Annotated in this window: 16 protein-coding genes; 7 read left to right on the top strand and 9 right to left on the bottom strand. The window is 60.6% G+C overall.

Translation table 11 applies throughout. The features are described 5' to 3' along the window. Nucleotides 1-11: 11 nt before the first annotated feature. Complete coding sequence (gene ppsA / locus ILFOPFJJ_RS28370; RefSeq protein ID WP_173513888.1) at nucleotides 12-2,396, bottom strand: phosphoenolpyruvate synthase; 2,385 nt, start codon at nucleotides 2,394-2,396, stop codon at nucleotides 12-14. 138 nt (nucleotides 2,397-2,534) lie between these two features. Between ppsA and ILFOPFJJ_RS28365 the strand changes: the two genes are divergently transcribed. From ILFOPFJJ_RS28365 to ILFOPFJJ_RS28335, 7 genes are all read left to right on the top strand, one after another. Beyond that, complete coding sequence (locus ILFOPFJJ_RS28365) at nucleotides 2,535-3,527, top strand: glucokinase (protein WP_246299856.1); 993 nt, start codon at nucleotides 2,535-2,537, stop codon at nucleotides 3,525-3,527. 485 nt (nucleotides 3,528-4,012) lie between these two features. After that, entirely contained in the window at nucleotides 4,013-4,540 is a 528-nt protein-coding gene (locus ILFOPFJJ_RS28360) for an Hsp20/alpha crystallin family protein (RefSeq protein ID WP_173513887.1), read from the top strand. Between the two features lie 90 nt (nucleotides 4,541-4,630). Further along, entirely contained in the window at nucleotides 4,631-5,461 is an 831-nt protein-coding gene (locus tag ILFOPFJJ_RS28355; RefSeq protein ID WP_173513886.1) for a universal stress protein, read from the top strand. A 36-nt stretch (nucleotides 5,462-5,497) separates the two neighbouring features. After that, nucleotides 5,498-5,944, top strand: a complete 447-nt coding sequence (locus tag ILFOPFJJ_RS28350; RefSeq protein WP_173513885.1) for a host attachment protein — start codon at nucleotides 5,498-5,500, stop codon at nucleotides 5,942-5,944. Between the two features lie 66 nt (nucleotides 5,945-6,010). Then, nucleotides 6,011-6,730, top strand: coding sequence for an ABC transporter ATP-binding protein (locus ILFOPFJJ_RS28345; RefSeq protein ID WP_173513884.1), 720 nt, complete (start codon nucleotides 6,011-6,013; stop codon nucleotides 6,728-6,730). Nucleotides 6,731-6,735: 5 nt separating this feature from the next. Further along, a complete protein-coding gene (locus ILFOPFJJ_RS28340) occupies nucleotides 6,736-9,099 on the top strand; it encodes an ABC transporter permease (RefSeq protein ID WP_173513883.1) in 2,364 nt (787 codons plus the stop codon). 3 nt (nucleotides 9,100-9,102) lie between these two features. Beyond that, entirely contained in the window at nucleotides 9,103-10,302 is a 1,200-nt protein-coding gene (locus ILFOPFJJ_RS28335; RefSeq protein WP_173513882.1) for an efflux RND transporter periplasmic adaptor subunit, read from the top strand. Nucleotides 10,303-10,385: 83 nt separating this feature from the next. Here ILFOPFJJ_RS28335 and ILFOPFJJ_RS28330 read toward each other — a convergent pair whose 3' ends face one another. The 8 genes from ILFOPFJJ_RS28330 to ppk2 form a co-directional block, all read right to left on the bottom strand. After that, nucleotides 10,386-11,717 carry a trypsin-like peptidase domain-containing protein gene (locus tag ILFOPFJJ_RS28330; RefSeq protein WP_173513881.1) on the bottom strand — a complete coding sequence of 444 codons (1,332 nt, stop codon included), beginning with the start codon at nucleotides 11,715-11,717 and terminating at the stop codon, nucleotides 10,386-10,388. Between the two features lie 278 nt (nucleotides 11,718-11,995). Beyond that, nucleotides 11,996-12,349 (bottom strand): hypothetical protein, encoded by a 354-nt coding sequence (locus tag ILFOPFJJ_RS35275; RefSeq protein ID WP_246299855.1) that lies wholly within the window; start codon nucleotides 12,347-12,349, stop codon nucleotides 11,996-11,998. Between the two features lie 55 nt (nucleotides 12,350-12,404). Continuing rightward, complete coding sequence (locus tag ILFOPFJJ_RS28320; protein WP_173513880.1) at nucleotides 12,405-14,000, bottom strand: MBL fold metallo-hydrolase; 1,596 nt, start codon at nucleotides 13,998-14,000, stop codon at nucleotides 12,405-12,407. A gap of 235 nt (nucleotides 14,001-14,235) precedes the next feature. Beyond that, nucleotides 14,236-14,913: a VIT1/CCC1 transporter family protein gene (locus tag ILFOPFJJ_RS28315; protein WP_173513879.1), complete on the bottom strand. Its 678-nt coding sequence runs from the start codon at nucleotides 14,911-14,913 to the stop codon at nucleotides 14,236-14,238. Continuing rightward, on the bottom strand, nucleotides 14,910-16,055 hold the full coding sequence (gene cax / locus ILFOPFJJ_RS28310) for a calcium/proton exchanger (RefSeq protein WP_173513878.1): 1,146 nt from the start codon (nucleotides 16,053-16,055) through the stop codon (nucleotides 14,910-14,912). Before cax ends, ILFOPFJJ_RS28315 begins: the two co-directional genes overlap by 4 nt. A 193-nt stretch (nucleotides 16,056-16,248) precedes the next feature. Beyond that, the gene (locus ILFOPFJJ_RS28305) at nucleotides 16,249-17,040 is read right to left on the bottom strand and encodes a MarC family protein (protein ID WP_246299854.1); all 792 of its coding nucleotides are present in this window, start codon (nucleotides 17,038-17,040) and stop codon (nucleotides 16,249-16,251) included. 337 nt (nucleotides 17,041-17,377) lie between these two features. Beyond that, entirely contained in the window at nucleotides 17,378-19,486 is a 2,109-nt protein-coding gene (locus tag ILFOPFJJ_RS28300; protein WP_173513877.1) for a mechanosensitive ion channel family protein, read from the bottom strand. Nucleotides 19,487-19,534: 48 nt separating this feature from the next. Next, entirely contained in the window at nucleotides 19,535-20,377 is an 843-nt protein-coding gene (gene ppk2, locus ILFOPFJJ_RS28295; protein ID WP_173513876.1) for a polyphosphate kinase 2, read from the bottom strand. Nucleotides 20,378-20,426 lie beyond the last annotated feature (49 nt).

Raw genomic sequence — 20,426 nt, 5'->3', positions numbered from 1 at the left:
CTGCCCAGCTCTTATATCGCTCCCCCACCCTTTTCTGCCGCTGCCACGGTCCGCTTCACAGCGACAAAGCTGTCGGGCGTGACCGAGATCGAGTCGATGCCGCATTCGACAAGAAATGCTGCGAAGTCGGGATGATCGCTTGGTGCCTGGCCACAAAGGCCGATCTTGGCGCCGGCCCGCCGAGCGTCCGTGATGACCTTGGAGATCATCCATTTCACGGCTTCGTCCTGCTCGTCGAACAAGGTGGCGAGATCCTCCGAATCCCTGTCGACACCGAGCGTCAATTGGGTGAGGTCATTCGAGCCGATCGAAAAGCCATCGAAAAGCCGCGCGAAATCGGCCGCGAGAATGACGTTGGACGGTATCTCGCACATGACATAGACCTGTAATCCGTTGACCCCGCGCTGAAGACCGTTTTCGGTCATCACCTCAAGGACCTTCTCGGCTTCCTTGACCGACCGGCAAAAGGGAATCATCACGACGACGTTTCCAAAGCCCATCACCTCGCGCAGCCGCTTGATCGCCCGGCACTCAAGCGCGAAGCCGTCGCGATATTTGGGCGAATAGTAGCGCGATGCGCCGCGGAAACCGATCATCGGGTTCTCTTCTTGCGGCTCAAACTCGGCGCCGCCGCATAGCCCCGCATATTCATTCGTCTTGAAATCGCTCATGCGCACGATGATCGGCCTGGGATAGGCAACTGCAGCGAGACGCGCCAGGCCCCGCGAAAGCTCCTCGACGAAATAGTCGGTCCGCTCCGCATAGCCCGATGTCAGCGCGGCGATCTTCTGCTTTGCGGATTGATCGCGCAGCCGGTCGAAGTGCACGAGGGCCATGGGATGGATCCGTATCGCATTGCTGACCACAAATTCCATGCGTGCAAGCCCGATACCGCCGGTCGGGAGCCTCCACCAACGAGATGCGGATTGCGGATCGGCAAGGTTCAACAGGACCTTCGTCCGCGTTTCCGGAATGTCAGTGAGGCTGATCGTCTCCGCCTTGAATTCGGCCTGCCCTTCATAGATGCGGCCCTCGTCGCCCTCGGCGCAGGACACGGTGACGATCGCTCCCGTGTGCAAAAGCTTCGTTGCGCTCTCTGCACCGACGACTGCAGGCAGGCCAAGCTCGCGACTGACGATCGCTGCATGGGAGGTGCGTCCGCCATGATCGGTGACGATTGCCGAGGCGCGCTTCATCAGCGGCACCCAGTCCGGGTCGGTGGTTTTGGTCACCAGAATAGCGCCGTCATTGAACTTGCCGATGTCGTCGGGATGCTCGATGATGCACACGGGACCCGCCGCGATGGCATTGCCTATCGCAAGGCCCTTTGCCAGGAGGCGCCCCTTCTTGCCGATCCGATAGGTTGGAAGTTGATCGGAGGCTGCTTTCGCCTGCACCGTTTCGGGCCGAGCCTGCACGATGTGGAGCTGGCCGTCGCGGCCGTCTTTGGCCCATTCGATATCCATGGGGCAGCCGTAATGCTCCTCGATCGCTATCGCCCAGCGGGCGAGTTGAAGAACCTCCTCATCGGTGAGGACGAGCGTGGTCTGTTCTTCTCGGGAAGTGGAGACACCCCGGGTCGGCTCGAAACTGTCGCCATAGGTGAGCTTACTGGTCTTCGTGCCGCATCTCTTCTGAATAATAGGCACAAGGGCTGTGTCGCCAAGCAACGGTTTGAAGACGCGGTATTCGTCGGGATCGACGGTTCCTTTGACGACATACTCTCCGAGACCCAAGGCTGCATTGATCAGAACGACCTTATCAAAGCCAGTCTCAGTTTCGATCGAGAACATGACGCCTGCGCTGCCGAGGTCGGAACGGACCATTTCCTGGACGCCGACGGACAAAGCCACCTTCATGTGATCGAAGCCATTTACCTTGCGGTAGCTTATGGCTCGATCGGTAAAGAGCGAGGCATAGCAACGGCGACAGGCGGTCATCAGTGCCCGCTCACCGACGACATTGAGAAAGCTTTCCTGCTGCCCGGCAAAGCTCGCCGTCGGGAGATCCTCGGCGGTTGCGCTGGAGCGAACAGCAACCGAGGCCGCCTCGATGTCGAGCTTGCGCGACAGCGCACGATAGGCGGCAGTTATTTCCGCTTCGATCTCGGTGGGCCAGCTACCCCGGAGAATGCTCTCGCGTACTGCGGCACCCGTCTCAGCGAGCGTGGCTCCACCGGCCTCCCATTTCTCAAGCAAGGCAGTAATCGGTGCGCGCAAGTCATTGGCGTCGATAAAGTCCCCATAGGCCTCCGCTGTCGTCGCAAAGCCGCACGGCACCTTGATGCCATGCGCGGAAAGTCCGGAGATCATCTCGCCGAGTGACGCGTTCTTGCCTCCCACACTGGCGATATCGCGCCGCGTCACATCCTCGAACCAGATGATTGAAGCGACCATTTTCACCTCCTGTGTTGAGACTGCCCGCTCAAGGCTCCGCATCGAAACAGCGATACCCTATGCTTTCACGACATCGGTGACCTTGACGTCCATCAAAGTGCGAGGGGTTAGCCTGCCGCATACTCTCAGCAGAATATGTTGGAGGCCGAGGTGAACAAATTCACACATGATGTGGCCGACATTGGCGAGACCCACATGCGCTTCGCCGTCGTCCATACTGACAGGCTGACGATCGAAGATTATGTGCAGTTCGGAAAGAACGTATTTGGATCCGTGGTCGAGGCGCTGGCCGCTTACCGGCGCTCTCTACCAATCTGTCCACCTGCCTTGGGGATCACAATCGCAAACAGCGAATTGTTGCCCGTCAGTGATTTGGAACGCAGGCTCGCCGAAGGACATGCCGGTGAATGGCACCACGTTCAAATCATCGATTCCATCGACGCGCTTTCGCTGATCTTGCCCGATCTCGCTCCGCATGACGTCGTCCAATTCGGAGGGGCAGAGGGCCGTCGCGACGCGGCGAAGGCTGTCGCAAGCATTGGCGACGCAGTCGGCGTAGGGGTACTCACTCAAATCAATGGCTCTTGCACCCACTTCCACACTCACGCCGGAAGCATGTCCTTTGCACCCCGAACGCACGAGGAACTTGACATCCTGGAGCGCGTTCGCAGCGACGTGGGCCATGTTTCCGTCGAGCATCTGTTGTCGGGCCCGGGACTAGCACACCTTTACCAGATCCTGCTTGAGAGTTCGGGACAACCAGCGCGCTCCGTTCAGGCCGCTGACATTGTCGGCGCCGGCTTGCAGGGGCACGATGGCTGCGCGACAACGGCGATAAACTATTTCGCCACCCGGCTCGGCAGATTTGCAGGCGATATAGCCCTCCGTTATGAAGCGCGAGGCGGAGTTTATCTGTGGGGGCCCGATACTGCGGAACATGGAGAAGCTCCTGCACGACGGTGCCTTCCGTCTCGCATTCGAGGCGAAAGGGAGACGATCGGGCTGGCTGTCGCAAATACCCGTTTTGCTGATCAGAAGCGAAGACGCCATCCTGCGCGGAGCAGCAAAGGCCCTCAATCAACAAATGGACTAACCTCTCCGTTCTCGGAGCCTGACGGAAACGCCGCTTGACTGGTCAGCGTGGGGAAGTGCCGAAATCTCTGTCGTGTCTGCTCTCTGCCTGCCTGTGGTGGGGCAGCCCTTGATCGGCAGCACGCTGAAAAGCGAGGCAATCATGAGCGCTATGATGATCAGAAGCAGCCTGCTCGTAATGGCTGTCTGCATAGCGTGAAATAGGTTGTGCCTGGTCATTGTCGATTTCCGCTGACCTTCACCGTCACCCACGAACGACGGCTACCGCGTACAAGCACATCACACATCCTAGAAGCGCGCCTTGTTCTCCGTCAAAAAGCGAATGGCGGGCGGGTTCTCGGTTCTACAGCTTGTGCCGTCTTTGACGCGCATCAATGAGGCTGGTGCCACATAGGGCTCTAATACACAGAACTGGCTGGAACACCGGCGAAAAACGCGACAGGCCCAGCCAGGACGGCTTTGCGGTCGTGCTTTCAACGAGCGGCCCGATGAGCCTGCAACTCTGCTTTGAAGGAGAACCAGCCATGGCTGAACCTGTAACCAAATTGCCTGTCAAGTCGGACGAGAAAGCCGTCGAGCATCGCGGCGAGCCGTGGCTCCCGTTCGAAAGCCTCCGATCCGAAATCGACCGCCTGTTCGACGATTTCGCTCCGACCCTATGGCATCGCCCCCTTGCGTCCGCATTCATGCGTCGGATGCCGCGGCTGCCGGAGTTCAAGATCGCGCCCGCCGTCGACGTCGCGGAGACAGAGAAGGGCTACGAAATTACCTGCGAGCTGCCCGGGATGGAGGAAAAGGACATAGAGGTCGCCGTCTCCAACGGAACCCTGACGATCCGGGGTGAGAAACAGGAGCAGAAAGAAGAGAAGAACAAGGACTACGTCCTTTCGGAGCGTCGCTACGGCTCATTCCAGAGAGCCTTCCGATTGCCTGATGGTGTTGATGCCGACAACATCGCCGCCAATTTTTCCAAGGGCGTTCTTTCCGTGAGCCTGCCAAAGACTCGCGAAGCGCAGCAGAGCGAACGCAAGATCCAGATCAAACCAGCCTAGCATTTCGTACTGGGAGAGCAGGACGCGCCGGCTGGCGCGTCTTGCTGGTTCATTCTCGGGTCACACTTCGACGTTTCAATGGAGGAGAACATGCCGTTCAAGACGATGCTTGCCGTCATTGGCGTTCCGCAGACCGACCGCGACCTGCAGGTGGCGACGGATATCTCCGAACAAGTTTCCGCGCACTTAAGCGCTCTTATCGTCGGCTTTGCGCAACAACCGACCGGACGGTATGCAACGCTTGCACCGGCATGGCTCGAACAGCGCGAGCGAAACCTGCAAGCGCTTGGCGAAACCGTAAAGAAGGTTCGCGACAAACTCTCAAAGCGGGAGATTTCATTTGATGTCGACAGCATCTATGCGGAGGTGGCAGGCGCCAATTACGACATAGGCGAACGGGCGCTTTATGCCGATCTTATCCTGATCGGTCCCGGCGCCTTCGAAGACGACGATCTCAAGAAGCAGATTATTGGCGGTGGCCTCTTTCAATCGGAACGTCCGGTGTTGCTTATCCCGCCCGCATGTAGCCCGACGCTTAAGCCGAAGACCGTCCTGTTAGCCTGGGACTCGCGCGCTCAATCCGCACATGCGGCGCGAGAAGCACTCCAGTTGATGGCCGACGCCGAGTCCGTTCACGTCACCATGGTGGATCCCACGGCGACGCTTAGGGCGAGCGGAGAAGAACCCGGAGCAGATGTCGCCGCCTATCTAACGCGCCACGGCATCGATGTGACCGTCGATGCGCTGCCGAGCGAGGGCCGGACCGTGGCGCAGGTCCTGCAGCGACATGCCGTTGATATTGCGGCCGATATGATCGTCATGGGCGCCTATGGTCACCCACGGCTGCGTGAGCTCGTATTCGGTGGCGTCACACAATCGATGCTCACCGAAGCCCGGCTCCCCGTCTTGATCGCGCGATGATGAAGATTTCGAACGCTTGCGACTGAGGCCAGTATCATGTCGACGATAAGAATTCCGCACGGCAGCGTAGTGCTGGTGTGTGATGGAGCCAAGGCTCTCATCCTGCGTAACCAAGGGGATGCCAAGCTCATCAATCTCATTCCGGTTAATGTCGAATCGGAATATCAGCCTCCGGCGCGGGAACTCGGAACGCACCGTGAGGGGCGAGTTTATCAGTCGCAGGGTGGCGCTCGAAGCGCAGTCCAGCAAACGGACTGGCATGACCGGGCAGAGGAAGCCTTCGTCTCCCACGTTTGCGAGAAACTTGTCGCATTCGCACGCGACGAGGGCATCAATAAACTGGTTCGCGTTGCAGCGCCGCGTGTTCTTGGCCCTCTGCGCAAGCAACTGGATTCCTCGGCCCGCGCCTTAGTCATCGCTGAGGTGGCCAAGGATCTGGTGGGGTTTCCAATTCCCAAGATCGAGCATTATCTTTTGCAATGACACCCCCCTGAGACGGGAGCGAGGTTCGCGGTCCCGGTGATACGCCGCCGACCCGAGGAGTGAGTGGTGGAGAACGAGGCATCGGCCATCGCCCTGGAGGCGCGCGAACTCACCAAGGTCTATCGGATGGGTGCGGTGGAAGTTCACGCCCTGCGCGGAGTGGAGGTGGCCCTTCGCGAGGGCGAACTGGTGGTGCTATTGGGCCCATCCGGCAGCGGCAAGTCGACCCTGCTCAATATTCTTGGCGGCCTCGATACGCCGACTGGCGGAACGGTCAGGTTTCGCGGAGAGCCCCTCACGCTGGATAGCGAACGCGCACTCAACCTTTACCGGCGCAACCACGTCGGTTTCGTTTTCCAATTCTACAATCTCATCCCCAGCTTGACGGCGCGCGAAAACGTCTCCCTCGTGACGGAGATCGCCAGAGACCCAATGTCGCCCGTTGAGGCGCTTTCGATCGTTGGGCTCGGCGACAGACTCGATCACTTCCCCGCGCAACTTTCCGGCGGCGAGCAGCAGCGCGTTGCCATTGCCCGCGCAATCGCCAAGCGCCCCGACCTGCTTCTCTGCGATGAGCCGACAGGCGCACTCGACAGCAAGACCGGAATCCTCGTGCTCGACGCGATCCTCAGGATCAATCGCGAACTCGGTACGACCACGGCGCTCATTACTCATAACGCCGTCATTGCCGAGATTGCCAATCGCGTGCTCTACTTTGCCGACGGGCGCATCGTCGAAACGCGGACCAACGCCGCCCAACGCGCCCCCGGCGAACTCGCCTGGTGAACATGATGAGCAGTCTCGATCGCAAGCTCATCCGTGAACTCTGGAGACTGAAGGCGCAGGTTCTTGCGATCGCGCTGGTGATCGCGTCCGGTACCGCCCTGCTCATCATGGCGCTGACGACGATCGAGGCGCTCGAGGAGACGACTGCCGCCTATTACGAGCGGACGCGTTTTGCCGATGTGTTTGCCCAGGCAAAGCGCGCGCCCGAACGTCTTGGCCGCGAAATCGCGGATATTCCAAGCGTCCGCCTCGTGGAGACGCGTATCGTCGAAGGTGCAATTCTCGACATGCCCGGCTTTGCCGAGCCGGTCGTTGCGCAACTGCTCTCGCTGCCGGAACGGGGGCTCCAGCTTCTGAACGCGTTGGTTGTCAGATCCGGACGCCTGGCCGACCCGGCCCGGCCTGACGAGGTGGTCGTCAGCGAGCCTTTCGCCGAGGCTCACCAATTGAAGCCCGGCGACAATTTCGATGCCGTCTTGAGGGGGCGTAAACGCACGCTGCAGGTCGTTGGCACGGCACTCAGCCCCGAATTCGTCTACGCGATTGCCCCCGGCGGCCTCATGCCGGACGACGAACGTTTCGGCATCCTGTGGATGGGGCACGATGCACTGGCGGCTGCCTTCGACCTCAAGGCATCCTTCAACAGTATCACACTCAGCCTACTGCCCGGCGCTGACGAAAAGGACGTCATCCGCCGGCTCGACGGCCTCCTGGCTCCCTTCGGCGGCATCGGTGCCTACGGTCGCGCCGACCAGACCTCGAACTGGTTCCTGGAGAGCGAAATCGCCCAGCAGAAGAACATGTCGCGGATCATGCCGACCATCTTCCTGGCGGTCGCCGCCTTTCTGACCAACATGGTTATGGCACGGCTGATCGAGACGGAACGCCGCGAAATCGGACTCCTGAAGGCCTTCGGCTATGGAAATTGGGCTATCGGCTGGCACTACGCCAAGATGGTCTTCGTCATCGGGGCGATCGGTATCCTGATCGGCTCCCTGATCGGCGCCTGGCTCGCTCATTGGAACACGGAGCTCTACACCAAGTTCTATCGCTTTCCCTTCCTGCTCTACCGCCCCGGCCCGGCCGGCTTTGTGATTGCCGGCACGGTCAGCCTCGGTGCGGCGCTCGCCGGCAGCCTCGCCGCGGTACGTCGGGCCGTGCGGCTGCCGCCTGCGGAAGCCATGCTACCCCCTTCCCCGCCGGTCTATCGGCGCATTTGGGCATCGCGGACCGCACTCGCCCGTGCGCTGGACGAGCCATCGCGCATGATCTTCCGGCGCATCATCCGATGGCCTGTGCGGGCCTTCCTCGCGAGCCTCGGCCTCGCCCTGTCGGTCGCTGTGCTGATCATGGCCTTGCAATGGGTCGACGCCATCGATTCTCTTGCCGAGACGGCCTTCGAGCGTGGACAGCACCAGGACGCGACAGTTGCGTTTAACGACCTGCAGCCGATCGACGCCGTCGCAGACTTCGAGAACCTGCCCGGCGTCCTGGCGGCCGAGCCCTATCGCTATGTCTCGGCACGCATCAGGCACGGCCATCTCGCCGAGCGGCAGGGCATCATCGGCGTCCCGCCCAGCGCTATCCTCAGCCCCGTCTTCGACGTCAAGCGGGGACGCATCGAGGTCTCTCCCGGGGGGCTCATGGTCTCACGCAAGCTCGCCGAGCTTCTTGATGTGAACGCCGGCGACACCGTCGACGTGGAACTCCTGGAAGGGCGACAGAAGCGACTGAGCCTGCCCGTAGCGCAAGTCTTCGAAACCTATCTCGGCACACCCGCCTATATGGACATGACCGCGCTCAACCGGATGGCCGGCGACGGCCGCGTCGTGAGTGGCCTGCACATGCGCGTCGATGCTCCGAGCCGCGCGACGTTGCTGGCGAGGCTCAAGGACATCCCCAACATCGCCGCTGTGCTTTTCCGCCAGGCCGCGATCGACACGTTCTACAACACGATGGGAGAAACGATCTTTATCTTCATCGGCTTTTTCGTCGCCTTCTCGATGACGCTTTCAGTCGGCGTCACCTACAATTCGATCCGCATCGCGCTTTCCGAACGGGCGCGCGAATTGGCGACGCTCCGCGTACTCGGCTTCAGCCGCTGGGAAATCTCCTACATCCTGCTTGGCGAAGTCGGCATTCTGACATGGCTCGCGATCCCGCTCGGCGCAATCATCGGCTATGGCCTTGCATGGTACATGACGAGCGCCTTCGAGACGGAGCTCTACCGCGTGCCGCTCGTCTTGAGGGATGCAACCTACGGCAAGGCTGCGCTGATCGCGCTCGTGGCCACGCTGGTCTGCGCCGCGGTCGTGCGTCGGCGGCTCGATCGTCTGGACCTGATCGCAGTGCTGAAGACAAGGGAGTAGTCCGTGAACGTTGTGAAACGCAGGTTGGTGATCTGGGGTGGTCTGTTGGCTTTTCTCGTAGCCGGCATCGCCTACGCATTGCGATCGCAGCCGATCCCGGTCGACCTCGCCACGGCGGAGAAGGGCTTGCTCCGCGTCACCCTCGACGAGGAGGGCGAAACGCGCGTGCGCGACGTCTACACGCTTCATGCACCGTTGCGTGGCCAATTGCAGCGTATCACCGCCGAGGCCGGCGATTTCGTCGAGGCGGGAAAGACCCAGCTCGCACAAATCGAGCCCGCTCCGCCAGCCTTCCTGGACGTGCGCATCGAGGCGGAGCTGCAGGCGGCCGTCGAGGCGGCGCGGGCGGCTCATAACCTCGCCGCGGCCGAACTCAACAAGGCCAAAGCCGACTTGACGTTCGCCGAAGGAGAGCGCGCCCGCGCCCGACTGCTGATCGAACGCAGGACGATCTCTCAGCGCGCCCTCGAAGATGCCGAGCGTGCCCACAACGTCGCACAAGCCAATCTCGCTACCGCCGAAGCGGCGCTGAAAGTGCGAGAGCACGAGCTTCATCAGGCGCAATCACGCCTCCTGTCGCGGCAGGAGATCCGGAGCCTTGGTGACGACTGCGAATGCATGTCTGTAACCGCGCCGGTGAGTGGTGTGGTGCTGCAGATCATGCGCCGCAGTGAAGGCGTCGTGGAAGCCGGAACGCCGCTGCTCGATATCGGCGATCCTGCGGATCTGGAGATCGTCGCCAATTTTCTCTCGGAGGATGCGGTCCAGATCAGGCCGGACCAGAAGGCGATCATCACCGGCTGGGGCGGAGAGGATCTCAACGCGGTGGTGCGGCGCATCGAGCCCTTCGGACAAACCGAGGTGTCGGCACTCGGGATCGAGGAACAGCGAGTAGACGTCGTGCTGGATTTTGCCGATCCGCCGGAACGTTGGCGTTCGCTGGGGCATGGTTATCGCGTCGACGTGCGGGTCATCCTGTTCGAAGGCGAAGTCCTGAACCTGCCGCTTGGCGCTCTGTTCCGGCAGGGCGACGAATGGGCCGTGTTTGTCGCAGCAGAGGGACGGGCGCTATTGCGCCGCGTTGCCGTCGGCCAGCGAAACACGCTCTCCGTGGAAATCCGGGAAGGACTCGGTCCTGGGGACAGAGTTATTCTGTACCCGAGCGACCGGGTCAAGGACGGGGTCGCTATCGTGGAGCGCTAGCCCGCCTGCCGCGCCGCGCAAAGGATGCTGTAGCACTTTGAAGTGCGTCGACGATTTTTAAGGAGGCATGCACCAGCTTGCGCTTATTCGAGTTCCAGCCGGTACGCGGTACCTGCGCGCAGGATGTCGACGGAAGCGCTCCCTTGTGTGCTTTCCAGAACGCTTCGGATCTGATCAACCGAGACGGGCGGCTCGCCGTTGATGGCCGTCAGATAATCGCCTGTTCTCAGCCCCATCGAATAGGCGACGCTACCCGATGCAACGTCAACGAAGACTGCTCCCGCCGGAGCGCAAGCCGGCGAGCCATTGGCGGAGGGAAACTCAACGACGACCGCTTCCTGGTCCAAGTCCAAATCGCGCCGAGCGGCCGCGTCAGAAAGCGTGACACTCAGCTTCTGCGACTTTTCTCCTCGACGAACATCAAGAGTGATGCGGGCGTTCGCCGGGAGCAGGCTGATCGCGTTCCTGAAAGCTGCGTCCGTCGGGAACGTCCGGCCATCCAATGCGACGATGATGTCGCCGAGGCGGACGCCTTGTCGTTCCGCCGGCGAATTGCAGACAAGCTCACTAACAACAAACCCGTGCGTCTCAGCGGCACTGCCTACCCGAATGTCTGCGGCGCCTGTGACCGAGAGGCCAAGCCAGCCGCGCTTGTATTCGCCGTGGGCGATCAGCTCCCGCACGATTTGCACTGCGATGTCGGACGGAATCGCAAAACCTATGCCGGTACTCGCTTCGCCTGACGCAGCAATCCCGCGCGCAATACCGACCAACTCACCGGAGGCATTGACCAGCGCACCGCCCGAATTGCCTGAATTAATGGCCGCATCGGTCTGGATGTAGTCCTCGTACTCATCGGCACCCAAGCCCGAGCGGCCCAAACCGCTGACGATGCCGAAGGTCGCCGTTTGCGTCAGACCAAAAGGACTGCCCACCGCGATGACGAAGTCACCGACTTTCAGTTCGGATGAATGTCCCCACTTGACCGACGAAAGGTTTGGTGCCTCGATTTTGACCACCGCGAGGTCGGTCGGTGCATCCTCCCCCACCCTGTCGCCCTGGAATACCCGTCCGTCAGCAAGCTTCACGGACACGTCGTCGGCGTTGGCAACAAGGTGACGACTCGTGATGATGTAGCCGTTCTCCCGATCGATGATCACTCCTGACCCCGTCGCAGTCACACCGGTTTGCAAGATAACCATATCGTCGGGAAGACCCAACACTCTCCGCACATTCGGATCATCGAGCGCTTCGCTTCTGAAAATTCCACTGCTTATCGTGCGTATACTGACGACCGCCGGTTGTACCCGCTGCAACACCGCGGACACGCCCGATTCGATTTCGGTTGCTCCGGCCGACCCTCCTAAGCTGTTGAGTAGCGCGGCCAAGGCTAGCAGCGTTGAGATCTTGAGCATCTTCGCGCTCCATGCAGCAATGCCCGAAATTTCAGCCGAGTTTGCCCGGCGATGCATTGATGCGCATCAACTCGCGCTGGGGGAGGACGAGAAAGATCCGACCCACAAGGCCTTGACCGTTGCTGCAGCGAGGCGGCGATAAAGTCGGTGCCGGCGTACAATCGGCCACCAGCCGTAGAGGAAGATCTCCAGGGCGCGCCAATTAGCCACCCAGCCGAAGATCAGCAGGCTTTCCCCGATCACCCGCGAATATGTTGCCGTTCCCGCGGCATCGCTGATCATGGCTGGCGATTAGGCTGACCCATTGGGATGCCGATGAGCAGGACGCGTCGCCCTTCTCTCAGGAGTTCGCGTAATTCCCGGTGTGCCTGATTAGCGCGACTCTCGAAATTGTACCGCACCGCCGCCTGCAGAGCGTGCGTGTATTCCGGCTTTGCTTCCGTCGCCAGTAAGTGGACGATGATCTCTATGGGCGCGTTGCTGGGAGCCTCTTGAGCCCATTCGACGATGAATCGCTCGGCATCGTCGTCCAGGTCCCGCTTCCGAAACGGCGTCGGGTCGAGGGAATTGAAAAGACGCGCAACCTGGTCGACGCGGATCAGGATCGTGTAGCAATCGTCGGGCGCCGGCATAGCGCTCACATTTGCTTCCCCCGATCTTGCGTCACGTCCGTCGAGCAAGCACATCTCACGCTTCGTCCTGCAAGGCGCGCCGCAGACGACGGATGACGACCCCACGCGCCTTGTCGTCAGCGGCTTTGGCCAGTTCGTCCTGAAGATCGAGGACGAGCGACTGGAAGTCATTGTGCCAATCCGTTCTTCCGGCCCGAACAGGATCGATACGCGGCGGAGCCACTGCTTCGGATATCTCCACCGCGCCGTGCGACCCAAGACGAAATGCACTGTCCAGCCTCGGCCGGATCAGAAGATTCTCCGGTAAAAAGATGGACAGACGTCCCCTGAGCCCTTCTAGTGCCTCGTCCTCTCCATGGACGAGAAAGACACCAGCGCTGATCGGCTGCCGGGCCTTCACCCAGTCGGCAAGCTCACCGCCGTCGGCATGGCCACTATAGATGTCCAACTTCCTGATGCGGGCACGGACGCGGATATCGTCGCCCTGGATGCGCACCGTCGAGGCGCCGTCTTCGAGAAAGCGCCCGAGCGTGCCGGCCGCCTGATACCCGACCAGCAGCACTGTCGCCTCGTCGCGCCAGAGCCAATTCTTCAATCGATGCCGGATCCGCCCCGCCTCGCACATTCCGCTAGCGGCGATGACGATATGGAATCCCCTGACGAGGTCGACGGCCTTTGACTGCTCCACCGTCTCGGTGAAGCGAACGTTTTTCGACTCGGTGGCCCTGACAAGGGCGTCGCCGTTTTCAAGCTCGCGCGCATGTCTGCGGAAAATCTCGCTGGCACGAGTCGCGAGGGGAGAGTCAATAATGATTGGACATCTGGGAACGGCGCCGACTTCTATCAGATGGACAAGATCGGTCAGCAGTTCCTGCGTGCGTTCCACCGCGAAAGAGGGGATGAGAAGTGCGCCGTTTGGATGCGTCGCGTTTAAGACCTCCGATCGCAGAATATTGCGCCGGGCGGAATCGTCGGCTTCCTCGCGCTCGACATCGCCGTAGGTACTCTCGCAAATGACATAGTCCCAACCTGTCGGCGCTTTTGCATCGAACTGCAAGAGCTTGTGGCGAGGACCGATGTCGCCCGAAAACAGCAATCGCAATGCTGATGGCCTGGTATCGATCTCCATCTCGACCGACGCGGATCCGAGCAGATGTCCCGCATTCCAGAATCGAAAACGGACTCCCTCCCCCGCCTCCTCCCAGGCCCCAAGACGCACCTGCCGAAACAGCTCGACCGCGACGGCGGCATCGCGGGCGGTATAGATGGGTGTCACGGTCTGACGGCCCCGGCGCAGATTGCGGCGATTGAGCTGATCGACTTCGCTCTCCTGAATGTGAGCGGAGTCCGCCAGCATGACGGAGCAGAGGTCTGTCGTCGCGGGCGTCGCAAAGATCGGGCCGTCATAGCCAAGCCGGGCAAGCTTCGGCAGCAGGCCGGAATGATCGATATGCGCATGTGTGAGGATGACGGCGTCGATCTTCTTGGGATCGAAGGGAAATTGACGGTAGTTCAGTTCTTTCTCCGTCTTCGATCCCTGGAACAGACCGCAGTCGACGAGGATCCTCGTGGCGCCGAATTCCACGAGCTGGCAGGAGCCTGTAACGGTGCCAGCGGCACCATGGAATCGGATAATGGATTCAATCGCCATGTCGTGGACCTGATTGGAAAGACGGAATGTCTGAGCATGCACGCTTCCCTAGGCAGGCGACTTGATGTCAATCAAAGATGAAACGCCATTTGAGACATCCTCAGCCGTTATCGGGCCGCGACGTTCGGGCGTCAGACCGACAAGTGAGTAAGCGAGGGAGCTTGAAATCTTAACGACGGCTACTGCCGTCGCCGACGTGCTTGCTGATAGCACCTGCCCGGCAAGGTCATGGAGTTCATCCCCCCAGAGCTGAAGCTACGGCGACCAGAGCCAATCCAACCGCAACCATCGAAAGCCCGAGGCGGAACGGATTGCCGGAGCGGCGGCCCAAGGAATACCCGGTCAGAAACAATAGCCCGGAAGCAATCGCGTTGGAGACTCTCATGGCCATGGTGACATTCGCGACAACCATAAAAGGCGCGACCGCAGGCAGCGTGCACAAGAACACCAAAAGAAAGACGCCCACAGCGCCCAGAAAGTCGGATGCGCCCGGCCTCGCCCGCACCTTGTCTGCTGGTAGTTGGGCCAGGTGCAGCCGAATCCGATCCAGATCGCTGGATGAGAGAACCGGTCGAATGATGGGGGGAAGTGCCTCTCTCACGATGTCGCGAGCCGTTGCTTCATCGTGCGCTGCACGCACTCGCTGTAGGGTCTGCTCGGCGAGCTTTCGCTCGGCCATCGAGCTCATGAAGAACATCGTCGCGTCGATAATCCCCCACGCCAAGTTGCAGCCGAGAGCTCCGATCAACATTGAGCGCACGTCCGCACGTCCCGCCTCCGCGACGCTCAACGAGTTCGTGAATGTCATCACCATGATGAGTCCGAAAAGAACTTCACTCGATCGGTCGACAGGGTCGAGGGCGCCGCGGAAGATGCGCTTTGCGGCTCCGCTCCCGGCCGGGCCGTCGATCATTGCCCCGCTCCGGGCGGCAGGAGGAACAGGGTCAACGCGAATATGCCGTAGACTGCGAGGGCCATCACGCCCGCGTACCACGCTGCACGTCCGCCATTGGACAGAAGAGTGGCGGCCATCGTTGCAATCAGCATCATTGCGACCGCGCCTGGCCAAAATTGCAGCGACATCGGTTCCGGACCTATAAAATAGCTGACAAGCACCAGGACGGGTGCAACAAAGAGAGCGATCTGCGCCGCACTTCCGAGGGCGATGCCGACGCTCAGGTCGAGGCGGTTGGCGCGCGCTGCCGAAAAGGCGCTGGTCATCTCCGCGGCTCCCCCCACGAGGGCGACGACAATGAAGCCGACGAAGGCGGGCGTCATTCCGAGATGCTGCGCGGCGACTTGCACGGAACCGACGAATATTTCGCTGACCAACGCGACCAGGAGCGTGACGACGATCAGCACCGCGACGCCCACCGGAAGCGGCCAAGGTTTCTCGTCGATTCCGGCATGACCGGCGCTGGCAAAAAGCTCTCGGTGCGTCCTCAATGAGAACAGCATCCCCAGAGCATAGACGGCGATGAGAAGGACTGCCAACCCGAGGCTCAGCCTCTGGGAGAAGGCGGCCGCGGGCGCCTGATCCACTTCACCGACCAACGAGGGAACCAGAATTGCGATCGTCGCCAGGAACAACAGGCTCGCCTGGAAGCGTGCGTTCACCCGATTGAATTCCTGCAGGTGATGTTTGAGCCCGCCGACGAGAAAGGCGCCACCCAGCATGAAGAGGGTGTTGGTGACGATAGCGCCTGCGATCGAGGCCTTGACCAACAGGTACTGCCCAGCCTGCAGGGCAGCGAGCGAAATCACGAGTTCGGTTAAATTGCCAAGCGTGGCGTTTAGCAAGCCGCCGACCGCGTCGCCGGTCTTCGCCGCCACCGACTCGGTCGCGCGGCTGAGCAGCGCCGCGAGCGGCACAATCGCCGCAACTGAGAGGAGGAAAAGCCAGGTACGCGCCTCGGGCAGCGCCTGCTCTAAAAGAAAAACGAGGGGCACGAAGACGGTGAGCGGGAAAAGAGGGGTTCGCCGAACCTCGGCCAAGACTGTTCCCATCCAGGAACGCGGCGACGGAATGATGCTCGTTTCCTTGAAATTGCGCATCGGATTATCCTCAGCAGCAGTGGAACCTCACGGAGAATGTCCCCGTAGAATCGGCCCCCGACCGGTGTTCCGCATTGATGCGCCTCAATTCGTGCTTATGCGCTCGTGGACTTTTGGGTGACCTGGTCAGAGGTACGATTTCCGTAGAGATACTGCGAACCTGAGGAGCGGCACGTCCCGGAGAGGCGATCGGCTAGAGGGGAAGTTCGGCAAAGACGCCCATCATCGCGAGGCTATGGAGGATCACTTGGAGACCCAGAGCCACCTGGGTTACGCCGAGAACGACGGCAAATACCTGAAGGGCCGTTCCCACCCATTTCAGTATGGTTTCGGCAAACAGCATGGCCGCCCAGTCCAATGCGAGGATGAAGAGCACAATCCCAGCTACGGTCAGTCCTGCATCGTATCGATTGCCGGCCAACGTCGCAAATACGATCACCGCTGCTATTCCGTAAGGCGTCACAATCGTGGGAAACGCGAGCGGCGTGAAGGCCAGTTTGAGATCAGGCGACCTGTCGATCGCGCTTGGGAGGTTCGCGGCGCCAGCGGATTGCTGCAGTACGGTTTGCAGAGCCACGAGAAACAGTATCACGCCGCCGGTTAGGGCCAGCACAGGTAAGGCAATCTCAAAATTTTCGAGCATGCTGCGCCCAAGGATCCCGGCAAGCGCAAGCGCCGCTGCGGAAAACAGAATCGCTCTCCGCGCCAAAGCACGGCGAAAGACGGAGTCGAAATCGCGCGTCAGGCCTACGAAGGGGACCAGGATCTTGATCGGTCCCAGCATCAGAAACAGCATGAAGAATATTTTCCGGGCACTGATTTCGGGCATCTGGGCGCCTTGAGTAGACGACACTTGCGCGAAGGCTGACGTGGAGACGAGCATAGCGAGGCCAGCATAAAAAAATAAACCTATGCGCCTTCGGCCGAACTGTCGTAACGCCAGATCCTTGCATCCAACGATGTATTCGCAGGCAATGGTCGCCATTTGCGTCCACCAGAACTTCTACGCCAGATTGGCCGCTCGCCGACCGTAACATCGCGTCCCCGTCCCCGCAGAATTTAAGCTATACTCTCCCATGGCTATGGCAAGCGCCCAAGCACAGCGCTCTTCCTTTGAAAGCCGAAGGCGATAAGGCGGAACGCCCGCACGCACGCCGAAACTATTCATCACCTATCGTTCCGCTTCAATGCAGACGACCGGATCGGCAATCTCGGAGCGCTGCCGGTCCGAGCGAGTGCTGGAACGGTGTCAGAGTAGAGTCGCGAGTATGGTTGCCGTCCACCGGCAACAAAGAGAAATGCAGTGGAGTTCCGGGCTCCGGTCAAATACTCTGCGGTGCTCCTTGCCCCTCCAAGGCGACCAGGTTCTTCTTTGCGATAGCGTCACGCGTTGCGGCGGCGGCCGCCGCCTGGGCTTCGTCGCCGGCGACCTGAACCGTTGGCGAGGCGAAGTGAGTGCCGTTTGCGTCAAACGCATCTTTGATCATTGCCTGCGCTCGACGCCGGACCTGGGCCTGGTGGCCCGGCTTGGTGGTCATGGCGAAGCTCAGGGTGATGCCGTAGTCGCCGAACTGCTCGACGCCCTTCATCTTCACCGTTTCGATGATCAAAGGGCCGAGCTCTGGATCCTCGAGCAATTTCGCCCCGACACCCTTCACGACCTTCTTCACGTTGGCGACATCGGTCTCATAGGAGACGTTGATCTTGAACTTGTCGATGACCCAGTCCCGGCTCATGTTCTGGACGGCTCCGAGCGAGCCGAAGGGAACGGTGAAAACTGGGCCGCGGTGGTGGCGCAGCTTGACGGAGCGGATGCTGAAGGATTCGACGGTGCCCATATAGCTGCCGCTCTGGATGTATTCGCCGACCCGGAAGGCATCATCCATCATGTAGAACACGCCGCTGATGATGTCTTTGACCAGGCTTTGGGATCCGAAGCCGATGGCGACACCGAAGACGCCGGCGCCGGCGATCAACGGACCAACCTCGACGCCGAGGCCGGAGAGCACCATCATGCAGGCCATGACGGCGATAAAGGCTGCGAGAAAATTGCGCAGGATCGGTAGGAGCGTGCGCAGGCGCGTGTTGCGGGCTAATTGAGCGGGGTCCCCGATGTCGACGCTCGCCTGTCTCATGCGGAGATTGATGAACTCCTTCGTCAGTTGCCAGATAAGGTCCGCGGCAAGCAATATGATGACCCCGGCGAGCACTCCCCTGAAGGTGCGATCAAAGACATCGTCCTGCAACATCGAGCTACCGTCGAAGCGGAAGACAACGGCGAGCCAAAAGGCGGCAAGTCCGATGGTGATGAAACGCGCACCGCGATCGATCATGACGTTCCGAGTAACGCGCAGGAAGTTTTGAGCGTCGGTGTCGAGCATCGACCGGGTCACGGAACTCGTGAAATGCAATAGCGGCGGCAATGCGAAAATGTAGATTGCCACCCAGAACAATACCTTCATGCCCGCGACCCATACAAGCCACAACAGGCTCAGGAAACCGATGAGTAGCGCATTGGTCAGCGTCGGTCGCCAGCGCGTCAAATCGTTAGCGGGTCGCCGTAGCGTCGTTTCGATTGCCAGACCAAGGAGTACCAAACCGAGGCCGGCCGCGAAAAGATTGCGGACGTCCTCCGGGAACAACAGAGCCTGCATCACATCGCTCGCGGCCAATACGAATATCAGCACGCAGATAAACAGGACGGACCGCCTGTACCAGAAGCCAGCCAGAATTGGGGCGAGCCGAACCTGCTGCGAGGAAGCCTCGACCCCCGTGTCACCCGCAATCGCGGGTTCCAGCACGGCCGATGTTATCGAAACCAGCAACCGTGCGGCGATCCAAGCGATCAACAGCGGCGCGACCGCCGCCTCCAATTCGGAAGGCCAGTCCGCGAATACAAATGCCGCAACCGCAACAATTGCGAAAACGACAAGCGGCGCGATACTAAGGAAGGCTGCGAGAGCACGCCCCGGCTGGGCGCTGTTCCGCGTGGCGTTACGGTACAGAAGGCGGCGCGACAGAAACTCCGCAGCATAGGCGAGGAAGATGACGATGGCGAAGCCCCTGAGAACCGGCATCGTTCCATGGCCCTGCGTGTGGTTGATTATGCGTTGTCTCGCTGCCCGCAATTCCGGCAGAACGCGCGGAACGGCATTGCGGAGTCCGAAGAGACGTCTCCTGATCTCGGCAACCCACCGGGAGGCGATCCCTCCTTGGGGGGTATTCGCAATGGACTTCGGCGGCGCATCCTTAGCCGCCAGCCATTGACGCACTTCGGGGTCATTCAGCAGTGCGACCAGTTGTTTGACCTTCGCCGGAGGCGCCGCCGTTTCCGGTTCCTGCGCCGCCAGAGGAACGGCGAAGCCGAAAATCACTGAGAGAAGCAGAAGGAGCGAAACGAAAAGAATCGCCCTGTAACGGCACTTGCACATCGGGACTGCCCATCTACTTTATTCAATGCAAGACTGACCCGCCCCGGGTCAATAAACACTGGGGACGAACCGGCAAACGTGCTTCATCTCCGAGTAATCGTCGGGACGCTTCTGGCGCTTTCCGAGTTCGGGTTCGTCGAATGCTACGCGTTCATAGGAGATCGACCCGAGGATGTGCGAGATGCAGTTCACGCGTGCTCGCTTCTTGTCGTCCGAGCGAACGATCCACCATGGCGCATATTCGGTGTCGGTCATTCGGATCATCTCGTCGTAGGCGCGGGAGTAGTCCCACCAACGTCTATAGGATTCGATGTCCATCGGGCTGAGCTTCCATTGGCGGAGCGGATCGCCAATGCGCTGGCGGAAGCGCCGTTCCTGCTCTTCTTCGCTGACATCCAGGAAATACTTCAGCAGGATGATCCCGCTCTCGACGATGGCTGCTTCAAAACGCGGTGCGAGTTCGAGAAACCGCCGCGCCTTGCGATCGCTGCGAAAACCCATCACCCGCTCGACGCCCGGGCGGTTGTACCAGGAGCGGTCGAAAATCACGACCTCGCCTGCGGCCGGCAGATGCGGAATGTAGCGTTGCATATAGATTTGGCTTTTCTCGCGGTCGGTTGGCGCCGGCAGTGCGACGACGCGGAAGACGCGTGGGCTGACGCGCTCGGTGATGCGCTTGATCACGCCGCCTTTGCCGGCCGCGTCCCGGCCTTCGAAAATGATGACGATGCGCGCTCCCGACTTCTTCACCCACGCCTGAAGGTGGGCGATTTCGACCTGCAATCGAGCGAGCTCCTTCTTGTAATCGCTGCTCGACTGGCTGTCGGCGGTATCTGCAGCGGCGGGATCGCTGCTCCTGTTCCTCAGTTTGTCCTTGCCATTTTTGGTCATGGCCTCTTCTCCCTCGTTGCGGGAACATTTTCAACGCGAGCGGTCAACG

It is taken from the genome of Sinorhizobium psoraleae (genome assembly GCF_013283645.1).
Classification (GTDB): domain Bacteria; phylum Pseudomonadota; class Alphaproteobacteria; order Rhizobiales; family Rhizobiaceae; genus Sinorhizobium; species Sinorhizobium psoraleae.
Note: the sequence above shows the minus strand (reverse complement) of the source record. Positions and strands in the feature narration are given on the sequence as shown.